General features: G+C 61.8%; 14 protein-coding genes. All 14 read left to right on the forward strand.

All coding sequences use genetic code 11. The features are described from left to right. Positions 1-260 precede the first annotated feature (260 nt). Positions 261-1,034, forward strand: coding sequence for an enoyl-CoA hydratase/isomerase family protein (locus E5A73_RS19815; protein WP_168356013.1), 774 nt, complete (start codon positions 261-263; stop codon positions 1,032-1,034). After that, the gene (locus E5A73_RS19820; protein ID WP_135965590.1) at positions 1,031-1,789 is read left to right on the forward strand and encodes an enoyl-CoA hydratase/isomerase family protein; all 759 of its coding nucleotides are present in this window, start codon (positions 1,031-1,033) and stop codon (positions 1,787-1,789) included. The genes E5A73_RS19815 and E5A73_RS19820 overlap by 4 nt, the downstream gene beginning before the upstream one ends. 193 nt (positions 1,790-1,982) lie before the next feature. Beyond that, positions 1,983-2,996, forward strand: a complete 1,014-nt coding sequence (locus E5A73_RS19825) for an NAD(P)H-dependent flavin oxidoreductase (protein ID WP_135965591.1) — start codon at positions 1,983-1,985, stop codon at positions 2,994-2,996. Between the two features lie 438 nt (positions 2,997-3,434). Further along, positions 3,435-5,507 carry a 3-hydroxyacyl-CoA dehydrogenase NAD-binding domain-containing protein gene (locus E5A73_RS19830; protein WP_135965592.1) on the forward strand — a complete coding sequence of 691 codons (2,073 nt, stop codon included), beginning with the start codon at positions 3,435-3,437 and terminating at the stop codon, positions 5,505-5,507. A gap of 29 nt (positions 5,508-5,536) precedes the next feature. Next, complete coding sequence (gene bktB, locus E5A73_RS19835) at positions 5,537-6,718, forward strand: beta-ketothiolase BktB (RefSeq protein ID WP_135965593.1); 1,182 nt, start codon at positions 5,537-5,539, stop codon at positions 6,716-6,718. A gap of 427 nt (positions 6,719-7,145) precedes the next feature. Next, positions 7,146-8,720, forward strand: a complete 1,575-nt coding sequence (locus tag E5A73_RS19840) for a Re/Si-specific NAD(P)(+) transhydrogenase subunit alpha (RefSeq protein ID WP_135965594.1) — start codon at positions 7,146-7,148, stop codon at positions 8,718-8,720. A gap of 11 nt (positions 8,721-8,731) precedes the next feature. Beyond that, positions 8,732-10,183: an NAD(P)(+) transhydrogenase (Re/Si-specific) subunit beta gene (locus E5A73_RS19845; protein WP_135965595.1), complete on the forward strand. Its 1,452-nt coding sequence runs from the start codon at positions 8,732-8,734 to the stop codon at positions 10,181-10,183. A 915-nt stretch (positions 10,184-11,098) separates the two neighbouring features. After that, positions 11,099-11,854, forward strand: coding sequence for an SDR family NAD(P)-dependent oxidoreductase (locus E5A73_RS19850; RefSeq protein WP_135965596.1), 756 nt, complete (start codon positions 11,099-11,101; stop codon positions 11,852-11,854). A gap of 123 nt (positions 11,855-11,977) precedes the next feature. Beyond that, positions 11,978-14,473 (forward strand): TonB-dependent receptor, encoded by a 2,496-nt coding sequence (locus tag E5A73_RS19855; protein ID WP_168356014.1) that lies wholly within the window; start codon positions 11,978-11,980, stop codon positions 14,471-14,473. Positions 14,474-14,749: 276 nt separating this feature from the next. Beyond that, positions 14,750-15,544 (forward strand): enoyl-CoA hydratase/isomerase family protein, encoded by a 795-nt coding sequence (locus E5A73_RS19860; RefSeq protein ID WP_135965598.1) that lies wholly within the window; start codon positions 14,750-14,752, stop codon positions 15,542-15,544. 516 nt (positions 15,545-16,060) lie between these two features. Further along, complete coding sequence (locus E5A73_RS19865) at positions 16,061-16,744, forward strand: peroxiredoxin-like family protein (protein ID WP_240700291.1); 684 nt, start codon at positions 16,061-16,063, stop codon at positions 16,742-16,744. A 37-nt stretch (positions 16,745-16,781) separates the two neighbouring features. Further along, positions 16,782-17,450, forward strand: coding sequence for a glutathione S-transferase family protein (locus tag E5A73_RS19870; protein ID WP_135965599.1), 669 nt, complete (start codon positions 16,782-16,784; stop codon positions 17,448-17,450). A gap of 67 nt (positions 17,451-17,517) precedes the next feature. Then, positions 17,518-18,318: an SDR family NAD(P)-dependent oxidoreductase gene (locus E5A73_RS19875; RefSeq protein ID WP_338112881.1), complete on the forward strand. Its 801-nt coding sequence runs from the start codon at positions 17,518-17,520 to the stop codon at positions 18,316-18,318. A gap of 40 nt (positions 18,319-18,358) precedes the next feature. Next, positions 18,359-19,330: a zinc-binding dehydrogenase gene (locus E5A73_RS19880; protein WP_135965601.1), complete on the forward strand. Its 972-nt coding sequence runs from the start codon at positions 18,359-18,361 to the stop codon at positions 19,328-19,330. The last annotated feature ends 13 nt before the right edge of the window (positions 19,331-19,343 follow it).

Here is a 19,343-nt window from a genome sequence, read left to right on the forward strand (position 1 = left end):
ACGCCGGGATTTTTCTAAGGCAACACGGCCGGCGCAAAGTCAGAAGAAATTACGTTTGTGATGCAGATGGAGCTGCCGAGCCTTCGGCGAAGTGCGTCCGCGCGGGGCAGGGGAACTCGGTCGTTCTATCACAGGCATGATTTTTGCCGCGGAGGATTGATATTGCGCCTTCTGTCCGCGCATCCCCGTGGGAGAGGCTCCAGATTTCCGCAGGACAATGATCTGCGGGCGAGCATGCTGTTTTCGTGGAAGGAAAGAACGTGGACTTAATCAGTCGACGCGAGGGGGATGTACTCCTGGTTAAGCTGAACCGACCGAAGGTCGGCAATTGCATGACTCTCGAGATCATGATTGAGCTTGGCGACATCGTCTTCAATGCGCCGAAAGAGGGGGTGAGGGCGATCGTCCTCACTGGCGAAGGCGACCGGTTCTTCTGCACGGGGATCGATATTAAGGCGTTCGCCACCGCGGATGCGGCGGGGAAAAGCCTGCTGGAAAACCCATATACCGGCCCGAGGCGGGGCCTGTTCGAGATCGTGGCAGAATCTGACGTACCCGTCATCGCCGCGATCAATGGCGCTGCCATTGGGGGCGGACTGGAACTCATGCTCGCCTGCGATATCGCCATCGCCGCTGAAACCGCGTCCTTCGGTTGTCCCGAGGCGAAGCGGGGAATGGGCGCTCAATTTGCCTCTGTCATGCTGCCGCGCAAGATTGCACCGGCGTTCGCCATGGACATGCTGCTGACCGGCGAGACGATCGATGCGGCGGAGGCGGCGCGACGCGGGCTCGTCGTCGCGCTCGTTCCTGGCGAAGATCTGGAGGAGGCGGCGCTCAAGAGAGCACACGCGATCGCCGCGAATGCGCCGCTGTCCGTCAAGCGGATGCGCCGGATCGCCCGAAGGTCTCGGGAAATGCCGCTCACTGCGGCGCTGAGACTCGACGAGAACCCGGATCCCTACACGAGCGAGGATCGTGTGGAGGGGCTCAGGGCCTTCGTCGAGAAGCGCGCGCCTGTTTGGAAAGGTCGATGATGGACGGTATCGTTGTTGCAAAAGAGGGCAGGGTCGCGACGATCCGGCTTTCGCGTCCCCCGCACAATTTCTTCGACGTCGGCATGATCCGATCGATCGCCGATGTGATCGAAGCGAACGACGCGGACCCCAATGTCTTGGTCACCCTCTTGACGGCCGAGGGCCGGAACTTCTGTGCCGGTGCCGACTTCACCAAGCCGCTTGCAGAAGGCTCTGGACCGGCCGAGGTCTATGGTCAGGCCGCGCGTATGTTTTCGCGCCGCAAACCCCTCGTTGCAGCAGTGCGTGGCGGCGCCATAGGCGGCGGCTTCGGGCTGGCCCTTGCCGCCGATTTTCGCGTCGTGGCCCCGGCGAGCCGCTTTCACGCAAACTTCGCGAGCATCGGTCTCTATCCCGGCTTCGCGATCACCGCGACATTGCCGGCCCTGGTCGGCGCGCAGCGAGCAAATGATCTGCTGCTGACGGCGCGACGCGTCGATGGTGAGGAAGCGCTCGCGCTGGGTCTCGCCGACCGCTTGGTGGATGCGGACTCTCTGGACGAGAGCGCCCTCGGTTTTTGCCAAGGCATCGCAGCGAATGCACCGTTGGCATTGGCGAGCATTAGGGGCGCGCTGACGCGGGTCGATGAGCAGCAGGCACGTGCGGCTATGGCGCGAGAACTCAAGGAGCAGGACAAGCTTTTTGGTACCGAGGATTTCAAGGAAGGTATCCGTGCGAGCGTCGAGCGGCGGCCGCCTGCGTTCGTCGGCCGATAGTCCTTTGGCGGAGTCTTAGGCGTACCCGGGCGGCGAACAGGCTGACAGTACAAACCCGATCTGCGGCGCCGTCGGTCGGCGAGAAGCTCGTCTCGGGGTGCGCCGGCTCGTTCCCAAAGTCACACTCGTCGGACCAGATCGGCGAACCGCATAGTCGGTGCGCCTGAGCGCTCCGACGCGCAGAGGAGCGATCATGCGCACAAGGATCACGGATTTACTCGGCATAAGGCGACCCATCATACAAGGTGGGATGCACTTTGTGGGGCTTGCGGAACTTGCGTCGGCCGTGTCCAACGCCGGCGGGCTCGGTATCTTGACCGCACTGACGCAGCGAAGCCCGGAACTCCTTGCGAAGGAGATCGCCAGGTGCCGGAACATGACGGATCGGCCCTTTGGGGTGAACCTGACTTTTCTACCGACTTTCGCCGCACCGCCATATGCGGAGTACATTCACGCAATAATCGAAGGCGGCGTGAAAGTCGTCGAGACGGCAGGCAGAAGTCCGGCGGCTCATCTGCCAGCGCTAAAGGCCGCCGGCGTGAAGGTCATCCACAAATGCACCTCGGTGCGCCATGCTTTGAGCGCTGAAAAAATCGGGTGTGACGCGGTCAGTATCGACGGATTCGAGTGCGGGGGGCATCCAGGGGAGGACGACGTTCCAAACTTCGTCCTACTTCCAAGCGCGGCTGCCGCCCTCGACATTCCATTTCTTGCATCGGGCGGGATGGCGGACGGTTGCAGTCTTGTAGCCGCGCTCGCGCTGGGCGCAGACGGAATCGCCATGGGGACCCGCTTCTTGGCTACACAAGAGGCCCCGGTTCATGAGAATGTCAAACTGGCCATATTGGGGGCTACTACGTTGGATACGCGCCTGGTGATGCGATCGCTTCGCAACACCGAGAGGGTCCTTACGAATCCGTCCGTGGAGCGTCTGCTGGAGATCGAGCGCGAGCGGGGCGACGCTCTGACCATCGCGGATATTCATGAACAGGTGGCTGGCGTGTATCCCAAGGTGATGATCGACGGTGACATGGACGCCGGCGCTTGGAGCTGTGGCATGGTCGCGGGGCTGATCAATGATATTCCGACAGTCAGCGCATTGTTGGACCGGATCATGGCGCAAGCGTCTCACCTCATCAACGACGACTTGAGACGAATCGCGACCGGCGGCGATGATGGTGAGACCTATCGCGGGATTATGAGCTGAGCGCCGCATCGACCGGACGCAGGCGTTGGCATCTTTCTTCGTCACTTCCCCCGGGCGCCTATTCAGCAAGTCGGCCCTGTCTGAGCCTAGTCGTCTTTGCAGCTCCGATGCCCTGCGTCGCGGCGTGAACGGATGAAGAATTTGCCCGCGCGCAGCGAGCACCAAGTAGCTGGTCCAAGGATGCCGCGAACCGTAGCCGCATCATAAGCATAATCTTTGGGCCAATTGCTTGTGCGGCCGTTCGCAGCGTTGCAAACCGCAATTGCCCTATCGATCCGTACGACGCGGTCGATCGCGCAATCGCGACTAATCATCCGCCGGCTTCTTGCCGTGCGCTTGGTTCATAGCAAACACCAGGTCTCGCTTCGGCGATCGCTGCAGGGACCGCCCCGTGACATCGCTCCTTGTCGACCACTTCTAGTCCGGAGAGACCATCTTATGCCCGTAAGCATTTCCCGACTTCATGGCGCGGTTGTTCTTCGCCTGTCGAACGGGGCCGTCAACGCACTCTCGATCGGAAATGGCTTCGTCGCCGAGCTTCGCTCCGCATTCGAAGAGGCCGTAAGCGACCCGACATCGGAGGCGATCATTATCGCTGGAGAGGGGCGGATGTTTTGCGGGGGCGCAGACATCAGCGACTTTGACGGCGATCACGCACAATTCGCGCAGCTGCGTGACACCCTGCTCCTGATCGAGAACAGCCCCAAACCCGTCATCATCGCGATTCATGGCATGGCGCTCGGCGGAGGGTTGGAGCTTGCACTCGCCGGCCATGTCCGTGTTGCCCAAAAGGGTGCCAAGTTCGCTCTGCCGGAGATCTCGCTCGGCCTGCTTCCTGGCGCCGGCGGAACACAGCGCCTGCCACGATTGATCGGCGCACGCGCGGCACTTGGTATGATGCTGAGCGGCAAGCCGATGTCGGCAGATGAGGCCCTCGCACTGGGCCTGATCGACGAGGTCATTGAGGGCGATCCGATCGAAGCGGCGTTGTCGCTAGCTACCCGGACTATCAGTGCGCGCAACACCGGTGCGCTTCCCGTTCCTGAAGATTTGCCGGACGCAGTCCACATGGCGCGAGCGGAGCCGGATGACGGCCGTCGTGGCGGGGCTGTCGCGGCTGTCATCGATTGCGTTGCGGCACTTCCAGAGGGCCTGGAGGCTGGCCTGGCCCTGGAGGCGCGAGTTTTCGAGCAGCTCATCTTGAGCGAAGCTTCCCGCGGCTTGCGGCACGCTTTCTTCGGAGAGCGCCAGGTCGCGCGCATTCCGGGCCTTCCAAAGGACGTCAGTCCCCGATCCATCGCGAGCGTCGGGATCGTCGGCGGTGGCCTGATGGGTACTGGGATCGCTTTGGCGCTGCTCAATGCAGGGATGACGGTCACGATGGTTGAAGCGCGGCCGGAGGCGCTCGAAAAGGCGCAAGCGAACATCCGCAAGACGATCCAGCGCGATGTCGATAAGCGCCGCATCGATACGGCGACGGCCGATCGCAGGGTCGCTGCCTTTTCCCAGGCTCCTGATATCGACGCCTTAAGCGACGTCGACCTCGTGATCGAGGCTGTGTTCGAGGACATGTCCGCAAAGAAGGCGGTCTTTTCGGCGCTCGATGCTGTTGTGCGGCCCGATACTATTCTGGCGAGCAACACCTCGACTCTCGATCTTGACGAGATCGCATCCTTTGTACGCGACCCTTCGCGCGTCGTCGGTCTTCATTTCTTTTCTCCGGCGAATGTAATGCGGCTTCTTGAAGTCGTGCGTGGCGAGAAAACCGCCCCGGATGTTCTTGCCACTGCGCTGAGTTTCTCCAAGGCAATCGGTAAGATTGGCGTGGTCTCCGGGGTTTGCGATGGCTTCATCGGTAACCGGATCTTCGAGGAGTATCTTCGCCAGGTGTATTTTCTTCTCGAGGAGGGCGCGCTCCCGCAGCAGATCGATGCTGCTCTGGAACGTTGGGGTATGGCGATGGGCCCTTGTCGAACGATGGACCTTGTGGGCCAGGATATCGGATGGGCGATCCGCAAGCGGCGTACAGCGCAGTTTCCCGATCAGCCCTATTCAGGCGTGATCGATCGCATCTGCGAGATCGGGCGCTTTGGACAGAAGACTGGGGCCGGGTTCTATCTTTATCGTGATGGCCGGACCGCCGAGGTGGATCCGGCAATCGATAAGTTGGTCGTCGATTACTCAGCCGAGATCGGCCTCACGCGTCGTGAGATCGGTGATGGCGAAATCCTGAGCCGTTGCCTGTTGGCGATGATCAACGAAGGCGCGCGCATTCTTGGTGAAGGCATCGCGTACCGGCCGGTCGACATCGATGTGGTCTATTTGCACGGCTACGGGTTTCCGCGGGATCGCGGTGGTCCGATGTTTCAGGCCGACATACAGTCTTTGCCTCTCGTGCTCGATCAGGTTTCCGCCTTCGGGCAAGCCCGCAACGGATGGGCTTTCACGCCGGCGCCGCTGCTTGAGACGCTCGCAGGCGAGCGCGGGTCGTTCGAGCAACTGAACGGATGACAGCCGCACCATTTATAACGGAGAGAACGATGACAGACGTGTTCCTGGTTTCGGCAGCCCGCACCGCGGTCGGTACGTTCGGCGGAGCTCTCAAGGACCAGAAGCCGGGCGAGCTTGCCGCGCTCGTGGCGCGCGAGGCCATCGCGCGCGCCGGTATCGAGGCGAGCCTGGTCGAAAATGTGGTGATCGGCAGCGTGATCGCGACAGAGCCGCGTGACGCGTATGTCGCACGGATCGCGGCGATCGGTGCGGGCATACCGGAGGCGACGCCCGCATTGTCGGTCAATCGCCTGTGCGGATCTGGACTCCAGGCAATCGTTTCGGCCGCGCAGTCGATCATGCTCGGCGATTATCAGATCGCTCTTGCCGGGGGATCCGAGATTATGAGCCGGGCACCCTACTTTGTGCCGTCGGCCCGCTGGGGGCAGCGCCTGGGTGATGGTGCCTTGCTCGACGGTCTCAACGGCGCTCTGACGGACCCGTTTCACGACTATCATATGGGCGTGACCGCCGAGAATGTGGCCGAACGCTATCAAATCTCCCGCGAAGACCAGGATGCGCTTGCGCTCGAAAGTCAGACCCGCGCGGCAAACGCCATCGCGCAGGGCTATTTCAGAGAGCAGATCATGCCAGTCGAGATCAAGGCTCGCGGGAAGACGAGCGTGTTCGACACAGACGAGCACGTTCGGATGAATGCCAGTGCCGAGGATCTTGGTAAGCTGAGAGCGCTGTTCCGCAAGGACAGTGGCACAGTTACGGCCGGGAACGCGTCGGGGATCAACGACGGTGCTGCGGCAGTCATTCTCGCCAGCGAGCGTGCCGTGAAAGAGCATGGCCTGAAGCCTCTCGCTCGGCTCGTGTCCTACGGCCATGCCGGCGTCGACCCTGCGCTTATGGGGATCGGTCCGGTGCCGGCGACACGCAATGCTCTGGCAAAGGCGGGGTTAACGGTCGCCGATCTTGATGTAATCGAATCCAACGAGGCTTTTGCCGCTCAGGCGTGCGCAGTGGCACGTCAGCTTGAGTTCGACGCCGCCAAGCTCAATCCGAATGGCGGAGCGATAGCGATCGGACATCCTATCGGTGCCAGTGGTGCGATCATCACCACGAAGCTCGTCTACGAGCTTCGCCGGACTGCGAAGCGATATGGTCTCACCACCATGTGCATTGGCGGCGGCCAAGGCATCGCGGCGATCTGGGAAGCGGTTTGAGTCACGATAGCACCGGCCGGACGCAATCGGAGCGAGACCTTGAGAGAGGTTCGCCTTTTCGAGGTGATCATACGGTTCGCCTGAAAGGCGGGGACGACAAAGGATTGGAATAAGAGTTGGCACGAATTTCAATCGCTGGGTGCTGGGATCGCCTCAAAAGCAGCTGTTCTCGCGGTGGCCTACAACGGCAGCGTCGTCGTCCCGTCCTTCCTCGACCGCCGTTCTCTTCGTGGGCGCTTGAGGTGTTTGGATTGCGACGTCGGACCCCTGCGTCTTGTTTCGCCGAACGTTACGCGATGCACCGGTCAGAGGCCAAATATGACCTGCTGTGTCCGAATGTCGTTCAATTCAGTCCGATAGATCTCGACCGGTTGGTTGCGCATCTCCGAAGCCACATGCGCGCTGGTAAGCATGGGAGTATGGCAGCTTGAAAGTTGGTGCCCCCAGGGAAGTGGTACAGGGCGAGGCGCGCGTCGCGCTGACGCCGGACAGTGCTTTGCAATTGCAGAAGCTGGGCCATGAATGCCTTGTCGAGAGCGGCGCAGGCAAAGCGGCCGGCTTGGATGATGCCAGTTATCGGGCTGTTGGCGTGACGGTGGTGCCATCCGCTGGCGAACTATGGTCCGCATCGGATGTGATCATAAAGGTGCGTCCGCCCGAAGCCGAAGAGATTGCTCAGCTTTCGGCTGGCAAGACGCTGATTTCCTTCTTCTATCCCGGGCAGCGCGGCGAGGCGTTGAACGCGATCAGCGCGACTGGTGCCAATGTGCTGGCGATGGATATGGTGCCGCGCATTTCGCGTGCGCAGAAGATGGACGCGTTGTCGTCCATGGCGAATATTGCGGGCTATCGGGCCGTGATTGAGGCTGGTGCAAATTTTGGTCGCTTCTTCACGGGGCAGGTGACGGCGGCGGGTAAGGTGCCACCGGCCAGGGTCCTGGTGATCGGGGCAGGCGTGGCCGGCTTGGCCGCGATCGGCGCGGCGACATCGCTCGGGGCCATCACCCTGGCTTTCGACGTGCGCCCCGAAGTCGCTGAGCAGATCGAATCGATGGGCGCGCAGTTCGTCTATCTCGAGTTTTCGGAAGAGCAGGAGGATGGCGCGGCAACGGGCGGCTATGCCGCCCCGTCCAGCCCGGAATTTCGCGAAGCGCAGCTCAACAAGTTCCGCGAGCTGGCGCCAAGTCTAGATATTGTCATTTCCACCGCACTGATCCCGGGGCGGGACGCTCCCGTTCTGTGGACCAAGGATATGGTCGAGGCCATGCGGCCAGGATCGGTCATCGTCGATCTGGCGGCGGAACGCGGCGGCAATTGCGAGCTCACGGTGGCCGACGAGAAGATCGTGTCCCCCACAGGCGTGACGATCATCGGCTATACCGACTTCCCCAGCCGCATGGCGGCGCAGTCCAGTTCGCTTTACGCCAGCAATATCCGTCACATGCTTTCTGACCTGACGCCGGGCAAGGATGGCGTGATCGTCCATAATATGGAGGATGACGTGATCCGGGGCGCGACTATCGCTTTTGAAGGGCAGGTAAGCTTCCCGCCGCCTCCGCCCAAGATCAAGGCGATCGCGGCGCAGAAGCCCAAGCCCAAGGCGGATGAACTGACCCCCGAGCAGAAGCGGGCGGACGACGTCGCCGCCTTCAAGGCGCAGACCCGTTCGCAGGTCATCACGCTGGCCATCGCTGCGTTGTTACTGCTCGCCGTCGGTGCCGTGGCGCCCGCCAGTTTCATGGCGCATTTCACGGTCTTCGTGCTGGCCTGTTTCGTTGGTTTCCAGGTGATCTGGAATGTCAGCCATGCGCTGCATACGCCGCTGATGGCCGTGACGAACGCCATTTCCGGGATCATCGTCGTGGGGGCGATGCTCCAGCTGGGTTCAACCAACACGCTGGTGCTCGGGTTGGCGACGATCTCGATCCTGATCGCATCGATCAACATCGTTGGCGGCTTCCTGGTCACGCGCCGGATGCTGGCCATGTTCCAGCGGTCTTAAGGCGGAATTTCATGTTCGATACCGGTGTGGTGTCCGCAGCCTATCTCTCGGCCGCGGTCCTTTTCATTCTGTCGCTGGGCGGCCTTTCCAATCAGGCGAGCGCAAAGCGCGCCGTATGGTACGGCATCGCCGGCATGGCCCTGGCTGTGCTGGCGACATTGTTCGGGTCCGGCGCCGCCAACCTGCCAATCGTGGCCGGCACATTCGCCGTTGCCGCCGTGATCGGCTGGATCGTCGCGATGCGCGTTCAGATGACCGAAATGCCCCAGCTTGTCGCCGCGCTGCACAGTTTCGTGGGGCTTGCGGCGGTAGCGATCGGTTTCAACGCGCATTTTGAACTGGAAACAGTGAACGCGCTCGATCCTGCCGCGCGTGAAGCTCTGACCGGCTTTGCCGGCCTGCTCGCGCACAAGACGCCGGTGGAAATCAACATCCTCAAGGTCGAGGAGTTTCTGGGCATCTTCATCGGCGCGGTCACCTTCACCGGATCGATCGTCGCGTTCGGCAAGCTCGCGGGCAAGCTAGACGGCAAGGCGAAGAAGCTGCCCGGCGGCCATGTCCTCAACGCCTCCGCGCTGCTGGCGTCGCTGCTCCTGCTGGTGATGTATGTCGGCGATATCGGCGTGGAGGGTCGCGAACTGACCGTCCTGCTCGCCATGGCCGCGCTCGCGCTGTTCATCGGCTTCCACCTTGTCATGGGTATCGGCGGCGCGGACATGCCGGTCGTCGTCTCGATGCTCAACAGCTATTCCGGCTGGGCGGCCGCCGCGATCGGCTTTACCCTGGGCAACGACCTCCTCATCGTCACCGGCGCGTTGGTCGGCTCGTCCGGCGCGATCCTGAGCTATATCATGTGCAAGGCAATGAACCGGTCTTTCGTATCGGTGATCCTGGGCGGCTTCGGCGGCACGACCGGTCCGGCTGCGGAGATCGAGGGCGAGCAGATCGCGATCGACGCTGACGGCGTCGCCTCCGCGCTCAACGACGCGGACAGCATCATCATCGTGCCGGGCTATGGCATGGCGGTCGCGCAGGCGCAGCAGACGGTGAGCGAACTCACCCGCAAGCTGCGGGCCGCCGGCAAGAAGGTCCGGTTCGCGATCCATCCGGTCGCAGGCCGACTGCCGGGGCACATGAACGTCCTACTGGCCGAAGCCAAGGTGCCCTATGACATCGTGCTGGAAATGGACGAAATCAACGACGACTTCCCTTCGACCGACGTGGTGATCGTCATCGGATCAAACGACATCGTGAACCCGGCGGCGCAGGACGATCCCAACTCGCCGATCGCGGGGATGCCGGTACTGGAAGTCTGGAAGGCGAAGCAGGTCTTCGTGTCGAAGCGCGGACAAGGTACCGGCTATTCCGGCATCGAGAACCCGCTTTTCTACAAGGATAATACAAGGATGTTCTATGGCGACGCAAAGGTCGCGGTGGACAGCCTGTTGTCCAAGATCGCCTGAGCGCGGCTTTCAGGCGAGCCGCCAAGCGCAGGCCGGCCCGTTCCCGCTTTTGTGTCGATTACGCGGACGCCAGCGGGACCATCGACGGCGCGATGGCCTTTGCCGGAAGCCGGCATCGCGTTCGTGATCCGACACCGAGGCTGACGGGGAAGCTGCGTCGCTTGCTGTCATCGGTCACGATGATGACCTGGTCAGGCTGATAATGGCCTTGATCGCTTTGATGCTGACCGTGCAAATGTGCGGGGCAATGTGCTCGGGCGTGATTGTCTGCAGGCTCTATCATTGTGGCTCTGGGGGTTGCCCCGGAGGACTCGTGGCATCGGGACGGGCCGCGCCGCACGAGCTACCGGGCGTCTGCGGCGGCCCGCGTGACAAGCCTTTAAGTGAAACATCGTAAACGCCAAGACCGGCGCTCGAGCTAGCCAGGATCCGCGCGCGGACAAGCCCGATATGGTCTCTGGTTCGCGCGCTGCCAGCATCACGAATGTAATCTTTGGATCGGTTGCTTGTGCGCTTGGTCGCGACGTTGCAAAGAAGATCTGTGGCGGCTGGCTATAGACGTCAAGGCCGTAGCGAGCCGAACGTATTCATATTGCTATCATGTGGATGACGATCAAGTGGCGTAGGAATCGCCGGAGATTGTTTGAAACCAGTTCTTTCGTGTTGGCCTCGCGGGGGAACGTAGAGAACATGCGGCGGCATCTCGTGTTGATGTCACGCTTCAACTAAGCGTTGGACAAGTAGAGACTGTAGATGCTGATCCGCTTGTTATCGTGACAAGTGTAGAAGCTGACCCGGCCTAGTCGTTGCCGCTCCGGCAACGGTCCAACGAAAACGACAATTTGCGAAGGTGCGACTGCACGAGCCCGTCCTGGGGCGGACGGCCGACCTATCGCATCGGTGAGAGGATAACAGATGGGCAAGCTTGATGGGCGGATTGCCGTCGTGACGGGTGCTGCGTGCGGCATCGGTCTCGCCGCGGCAAAGCGCTTCGCCGCAGAGGGCGCCACGGTCGTGATGGCTGACCTCGACGAGGGCGAATTGAGCCGTGCGGCCGCGCACGACGGCGGAAGCGGCAGGTTTGATCCATTTACCGTGGATGTGACGCGCAATCAGGATTTGGAGGCGCTTCGCGACCATGTCGTGGCGACCTACGGGCTTGCCGACATTCTCTTCGCAAACGCCGGGATTGCCACATTCGCGCCGATCGGAGACGTCTCGGAAGAGGCGTTTGACCGCACAATTGGCACCAACCTGAAAGGGACATTCTTTACCGTTCAGACGCTCCTGCCTGCCTTGCGGGATGGCGCTTCGATCATTCTGACCTCTTCCATCGCCGCGAAGAAGACCTTTCCAGCCTTTAGTGCGTATACCGCGACCAAGGCCGCCATTTCGGCACTTGCACGCAACTTCGCACTGGATTTGCGCGAGCGACGCATTCGAGTGAACTCGCTTGCCCCTGGAAACATCGAGACGGCGATCGGCCGGCGCGCCGGTTTCTCGTCATCTGAGAATGATGACTATTTCGCACGGACCGCCGCCACGACGCCACTGGGCCGCAACGGGCAAGCAGACGAGATCGCCGTGGCTGCCCTTTACCTGGCTTCCGACGACAGTGCGTTCGTTACGGGTTCAGAGCTAGCAGTCGACGGAGGGTATAACCTCACCTGAGCGCCACAGAATAAGCCACACATAATCTGGATTTAGCCTGCTCGTCATTCCGACCAGGCCGAACACGTACCAGTACTTGCAGACAACGTTCTTGCAAGACGAATGTCAAATAGGAGGGAATACATGAAGGGGTTTAAGATTATACTCGCGATGTCGGCGTCTGCCTTGTCGACCAGCGCGGCGCTCGCTCAGGCGGTGGTACCTGCTCCGGGCGATGCGGACGCGCAATCGAGCGCCCCGGCTCCGTCCGAACCACCTGTCGCCGCTGCAGCCGCTCCTTCGGACAGCGCGGTCGGCGACATCGTCGTTACGGCGAACAAGAGGTCGGAACGGCTGAGCCGCGTGCCGATCTCGATCACGGCGGCGAGTGGCGAGCAACTGTCGAACCTCGGCATTACCAGCCCACAGGGTCTCGAGAAGATCACGCCCGGTCTCACTTTCACGCAGAGCAACTACGGGGCCTCGGTTTACACGCTGCGCGGCGTCGGTGGCTTCGTGGAGGCTTTGGCATTCGCACCGACCGTCAGCGTCTACGTTGATCAGGTTCCGCTTCCGTTCTCGCGTCTTACCGAGGGTGCCTCGCTCGATCCCGAGCGTGTCGAGGTTCTGAAGGGACCACAGGGTACGCTCTTTGGCCAAAATTCAACGGGCGGGGCGATTAACTACATTGCCGCCAAGCCCACTGATACGCTCAAGGCCGGCGCTGATCTCACTTATGGACGGTTCGATGAGGTCGATGTCGGCGGCTATGTGAGTGGCCCGTTGACGGACACGTTGAAGGCTCGCCTTGCGTTCCGATCGGAGCATCGCTCGGCCTGGCAATACAATTACGTGGACGATCCGGCCGTGACCCCGTTCGGCTCGTCGAACAAGAACGGCGTCCGCGACTTCTCCGTGGCCCGGCTTCTGGTCGACTGGAATCCGACGTCCGATTTGTCGGTCGAGCTGAATGTGAACGGTTGGTTCGACAAGTCCGACATGCAGCAAAAGCAGTATGCGACGTATCTTCCTTTGGTGCCGGGCGGCGCAGATCGTGTGATCCCCGGGGTTCCCAGCCTACAGGCCGCCCTCCAAAACTACCCGCTCGCGACGGGTAACAGTCGCGCCGCCGGCTTCGATCCGGGGCTCAGCAACAGGCGAGACGACAGCTTCTACCAGGCGGCGCTGAAGGTTGAATATAATCTGTCATCGCGCGTCCAGCTCACCTCGATCTCATCGTACTCGCACTCCAAAACGTTTGGTCCGACGGACCTCGACGGGACAATCTACCCCGTCTCCAGAAATAACATCGTCGGCTCGTTCGATGTGTACTCCCAAGAGCTGCGCTTGGCCGGTTCGCTGTTCCCCGATGATCGTCTGAAGTGGCTCGTTGGTGGAAACTACGAGTATGACAAGGTCAACGACACGGCCAACCTCTATATCAACACTACGAATTCGGGAATTCCCATCCCGGCAGGCGCGACGACCCAGGTAGGCGGCGTTCCGCAGCCCGACGGCAGCCAGGTTTTTTACTTTAACAGTTTCCAGAACCTCGCAAATCAGAAGATCAAAACCGCTGCGGTCTTCGGTGGCCTGACCTTCGCGCTTACGGACCGGATTACCCTCGAAGGATCAGCGCGCTACACGGACAGGCGGGACAAATATGAGGGATGCCTCATTGAACCCTTCGGTCCGACGGGCGCCTTTGCCCGAACCCTGAGCGCGTTGTCGCAAGCTCTCACGGGAGCAGCTACGCCGCCGGTAGCGGGGCCGCAGGGGTGCATAACCCTGAACTCGAGCAATACCTTCTTTCCCGGCCTCATTCACCAGGACCTGAACGAGCATAATTTCTCGTACCGCGGCAGCGTATCCTGGCGGCCGACGGATGCCGTGATGTTGTACGCCAACGTTACGAAGGGATTCAAAGCGGGCGCGTTCGAGAATCTGTCTGCCGTGTCGGTCTCCCAGACGCTTCCCGTCAAACAGGAATCCGTGTTGGCTTACGAGACGGGCCTGAAGTCGTTCTGGTTCAACCGTGCACTTCAGATCGACGTTGCTGGCTTCTACTACGACTATCGGGCCAAGCAGATCGCCGACTACGTGACCAACTTCGTATTCGGCACTCTGCCGTCGTTGGTCAGCATTCCCAAATCCCGCATAACCGGGTTTGAGACATCGATCACGGCTCGACCGGTCCAGGGGCTCAGCCTCAATACGGGTGTCACATATGTGAACAGCAAGGTGTTGAGTCACTACCTAACCCCCGGCCTCATCGGAGTTGCACAAGACATTAAGGGCGACGCGCTTCCGCTTACGCCAAAATGGCAGATCTCGGCGAATGGGGACTATGAAGCTCCCGTTTCGGACAGCCTGAAGGCGTTCGTTGGTGCCAGTGCTGTCTACCATAGTCGTGCGACGCCCGCTTTTGTCAGCGGCAGCTTCAATCTCCCCAGCTACGTCGTGCTCGACCTGCGCGCTGGCGTCGAAACTCAGGATGGTCGCTATCGCCTCGAGGTCTGGGGGAAGAACGTTACCAACAAATACTACCTGACCACCTTCGTCCACACCGGCGACACGCTGTCGACGCTGACCGGCATGCCCGCAACCTACGGCCTGACTTTCAAGTTTAGGCTCGACTGATCCCTGGGAAGGAGCGGATGCCCGGGCGTCCGCTCCATTTCGTCGGTTAAGCCGGCTTGCCGCCGGTGAGCAGCTTCAATCCAGGCTGCAGCTGAAGCGCGTTAGGGGGGAGGTCGGCCGGACCGTTCGAACTTCGGTTTGAGCGGTTGAGTGGCGAACTCCCGCGGTCTGCTACGGGGGGCGCCCTCGTTGCTGTGTTGTCCAACGAGGCGTGGGACGGACCCTGGCTCTACCGGCCGGCGAAACGGGCCCGCGAAGCGATATAAGGCATTTCAGATGGGCAGTCCGGTTCTTGTCGAACGCGAGGGCAGTATCGCGCGGTTGGTTCTGAACCGGCCTGATGCGGGCAATGCTATCGACGTGGGGCTGGCGGATGCACTGGCGCGCACCGCGGCAGAGGTCGCCGACGACCCATCCGTACGCTGCGTCATGCTAACAGGCGCCGGGCGGATGTTTTGCGTCGGCGGGGATATCGACGGGTTCTCGGCAGCCGGAGACAACGCCGGTGCCTACCTGCAGGCGCTGGCTGATCGGGTGCACGATGCAGTGAAGCGACTGGCGTCGATGGCGAAGCCGCTGTTGGTGGTGGTCAACGGGCCGGCGGCCGGGGCGGGCCTCAGTCTTGCCGCGCTCGGCGATGTCGTGCTGGCGGGATCGTCGGCACATTTTACTGCGGCGTATTCGGGCATCGGCTTGACGGCCGACGGCGGCATGAGCTGGCTGCTGCCTCGCCTGATCGGGCTGCGTCGCGCTCAGGAGATGATCCTGACTAACGCTCGGATGTCCGCCGTGGACGCCGCCGCCCACGGCCTCGTCACCCGTACAGTTGCCGATGAGGTGCTGTGCGCGGAAGGGAAGGTCATCGCAGCGAAACTCTCCGCGGCTCCTACTGCGGCGCTCGGCGCGGTGCGAGAACTTCTTCTCGACGGGGCGACGGCCACCTTCTCCGACCATCTCGACCGCGAGGCGGCGGTTATTGCCGCCGCGGCCAGCGGAGCGGAGGCGCGCGAGGGAATTGCCGCATTCCTCGGCCGCCGCAAACCCGATTTCGGGAAAACCCCTCGCACTTGATCACATAGGATATCGTCGATGCCGCTGATCGCGAGGTGCGATGCCGTCGCCATCGTACCCGGGCCCGACGTGAGGATCCGAATGCCGGGTAGCAACATTGCCGTCCCCGGACAGCCGATGAGGCGATGAAGCGCGGGCAACGCTCGGCAAATGCGACGCGGCATGTCACCCCTCAGGATATTCTATTCGGCACTCTAGGCCTGATGATGGGATTTTGGCCGCTGCGGGAAAAGGGGTTTGGCATCCTCGTTGAAATGCTGGGTGATCTACAGCGGCGGCGGCTCCATGTACCCAACCAGCTGACCGACTTTGCGCGAAATCGGCGGTCGCGAAGCGCGAGCGCCGGCGCCGGCAGCTAAAAAGACCGCTGTCTTTCCCCGCGTGAAGCAATAACGCCGCCTGCCGCTCCGCCATTCATTTGCTATTCGGATATATGTTGTCCGCATAGGGTGGGTACACGTCGTTATGCGGATACCCTACCTCTTGTTTCACGGCGGTTAACCGCGAAACGAGGAAATGGTGATGAAACTCCAAGACAAGCTCGACGCGATGCGTGACGACTTCGAAAATGGACGCTTTCCGCTGGTACCGACCAGCGACCAGCTCGAGACAATGCAGCGCGCGACTCAGTCGCTGATCGACAGTGGACAGGCCGATGACGCCCTGAAGGCAGGCGACACTGCGCCGGAGTTCACGCTTGAGGATGCGGACGGCAACACCGTGAGTTCGCGCGCACTGCTGGCGCGGGGGCCGCTTGTGGCGACCTTCTATCGCGGCGTCTGGTGCCCCTATTGCAACTACGACCTCCAGGCGCTGGAAGAGGTTCGCTCGGAGATCGAGGCACGAGGCGCCAGCCTGGTGGCTATTTCTCCTCAGACGCCTGCGAACAGCCGCAAGTCGCAGCGGGACAACAAGCTGGGCTTCCCGATCCTGAGTGATGCCCGCGCGTCCGTTGCCGACGACTTTGGCCTGCGCTTCGCGCTGCCGGACGATTTGATCGAGGTCTACCAGCAGTTCGGCAACGATCTACCGAAGATCAACGATGATCCGGCGTGGGTGCTGCCGATGCCGGCGCGCTACGTGATCGGGACGGATGGCGTGATCGCCTATGCCGAGGTCAATCCCGATTACACGCGGCGCCCCGATCCCACCGAGCTGTTGCCGGTGCTCGATAGCCTGCGCGCCCGCGCTCAAGCCTAAACCCCACGATACATTCGAAAATAAGGAGTGAATTCAAATGTCGATCAAGATTTACGGCGATCCGGGTTCGGGAAGCCTGCGCCGCATTACGTCAGCAGCGGCAGTTATGGGTGTCGAGATTGAACGCGTGAACATCGATCTCTTCAAGGGCGAGAGCCATACGCCCGAGTACCTGGAACTGAACCCGCACGGGCTATCGCCTGTCATGGTAGACGGCGATTTCGTTCTCTACGAGTCTTCTGCGATCAATCTCTACCTTGCCGAAAAGGCGGGAAGCGATCTGGCCGGTACTACAACGCGCGAGCGGTATGAGATTCTCCAATGGATGTTCTGGTCGGGCGAGCAGTGGCGTGTCTTCGCGACGCTCACCTTCGATGAGGTGCTAGCCAAGCGCTTCATGGGCAAGCCTGCGGACGAGTCCATCGTCAATCTGGCGGCCGCCAAGCTTCGCGCGGGTGCTTCCGTGCTGGATGCGCATCTCGCAAAGCACGACTACATCGTCGGAGACCGGCTGACTTTGGTCGACTTCGATATCGCGGGACCGTTCTCGCAGAACGAGCGGACGAAGATCCCTCTCAACGAATTCCCCAATCTGGTCGCCTGGCAGCAGCGATTGCTGGAGACGGTGCCGGCCTGGGCCGACACGAAGCGGGAGGTCGATGTCCGCATCGATACCGCTCTTGAGGCGGCCGGCATCAAACTGTGACGCGTGACGCCGGCGCCCCTTCAGGGGCTCGGCGCCAAGCCAGGAGGGCAGCCGCATGAAGATAGATTTGAACGGCCGTTTGGCCATCGTGACCGGGTCGACCGCCGGCATCGGGCGGGCGACGGCGGAGGGGCTTGGCCGAGCCGGCGCGTCGGTCATCATCAACGGCCGTACCGCGACGCGGGTTGACGAAGCGGTGCGGCAGATGCGCGCAACCTTTCCGAGCATCGACATCTCCGGCATCGCTGCCGACCTTTCGACTGCAGACGGCGCGACTGCTTTTGTCGCGGCAGCGCCGGACGCCGACATTCTCGTCAACAATGTCGGTACGGCGTTCATCCGGGACTATAAGGGTATCGCCGACATTGCGGCCATCCCCGACGAGGATTGGCTCGGCCTGTTCCAGCTCAATGTGATGAGCGGCGTGCGCCTGTCGCGCCATTACTTGCCGCGCATGGTGGACAAGGGCTGGGGGCGCGTCGTGTTCGTCAGCAGCGAATCCGGGGTCAACACGCCTAAGGAGATGCTGGATTACGGCATGACCAAAACCGCGCAACTCGCGGTCTCCCGGGGGCTGGCTGAAGCGGTCGCCGGCACGGGGGTCACCGTCAACGCCGTGCTTCCGGGGCCGACGAGGTCCGAAATCCTTGGCGACTATATGGCGAAGCAGGCCGAAGCGAATGGCATTACGGTGGAGGAAGCCGAGCAGGGATTCCTGCAGGCGCTACGCCCTACCAGCCTGATCCAGCGCTTCGCCACGACCGACGAGGTTGCCAACATGATCGTCTACACTTGCTCTGAACAAGCGTCCGCGACCAGCGGCGCGGCATTGCGCGTGGACGGCGGTGTCGTGCGCTTCGTGGCGTAACGCCGCGCGCTTGGGCCCCTTTCAATAATATGGAGGCATTATGGCATTGGTAGTCGCGCAATATGGGCAAGGTGGCCCGGAGGTAATGCGGGTCGAGGAACAGGAGGTCGCGGCACCGACTGCCAGCCTGGTGAAGCTCGAGCAGAAAGCGATCGGATTCAACTATTTCGACGTCCTGCAGCGCAAGGGGCTGATTTCGCCCGACGAGCCGGGGCGGGTGATGGGCATCGAGGGCGCCGGCGTCGTTACCGAGGTTGGCCCAGGAGCCGAGGATTTCGCGGTGGGCGATCGGGTCGGATATCTGCGTTCGCAGGGCGCCTATGCCGCCGCGCGGCTGATTGAAGCGGATCTGCTATTTCAGCTGCCTCAGGACATCGACTTCGAAATCGCCGCTGCGCTCACGGTCAAGGGCTTCATGGCATGGCTCTGTGCGTGCCGGCTTTTCGAGGTTCGGCGAGATCACACCGTCCTCGTGACCACCGCCGCCGGTGGGATCGGGTCATTGATGACCCGCCTTTCTGCCTATCTCGGTGCGCGCGTCATCGGCGTGGTGGGGAGCGAGGCCAAGCGCGGCCTCGTGCGTGACAGCGGTGCAATCGATGTGGCGGTCGGAATCGACGAGGCGTTTGACATGGTCGCGCGGATCACGGGCGGGACTGGCGTCGATGTGGTTTTCGACGGGATCGGTGCGGACACGGCCGAGCGTCTGTTCACGGCCGGCGCCGTCCGCGCGGGTGGCACCGTGATGGCGTTTGGAGCATCCGGCGGTTGGCCGAAGGCGGACGCCGATGCGGTCGCGGAGCGCGGATTCACCTTCCTGGCTCCGCAAGCCCTAACCTATCTTAAAAGCGCAAGCGAGCTTCGTGCGGCGATGGCGGAGGTGTTCACCCTCTTTCGGGATGGTGCTTTCGGCGCGGTTTCGCCGACCCGCTATCCGCTTCGGGATGCCGTCAGGCTCCACCAGGAGGTCGATAGCCGCGCCACCACCGGTCTGTCGGTCCTCGTGCCGTGAACCGCACAATGGT

Source organism: Sphingomonas gei, assembly GCF_004792685.1.
GTDB classification, from domain to species: domain Bacteria; phylum Pseudomonadota; class Alphaproteobacteria; order Sphingomonadales; family Sphingomonadaceae; genus Sphingomonas; species Sphingomonas gei.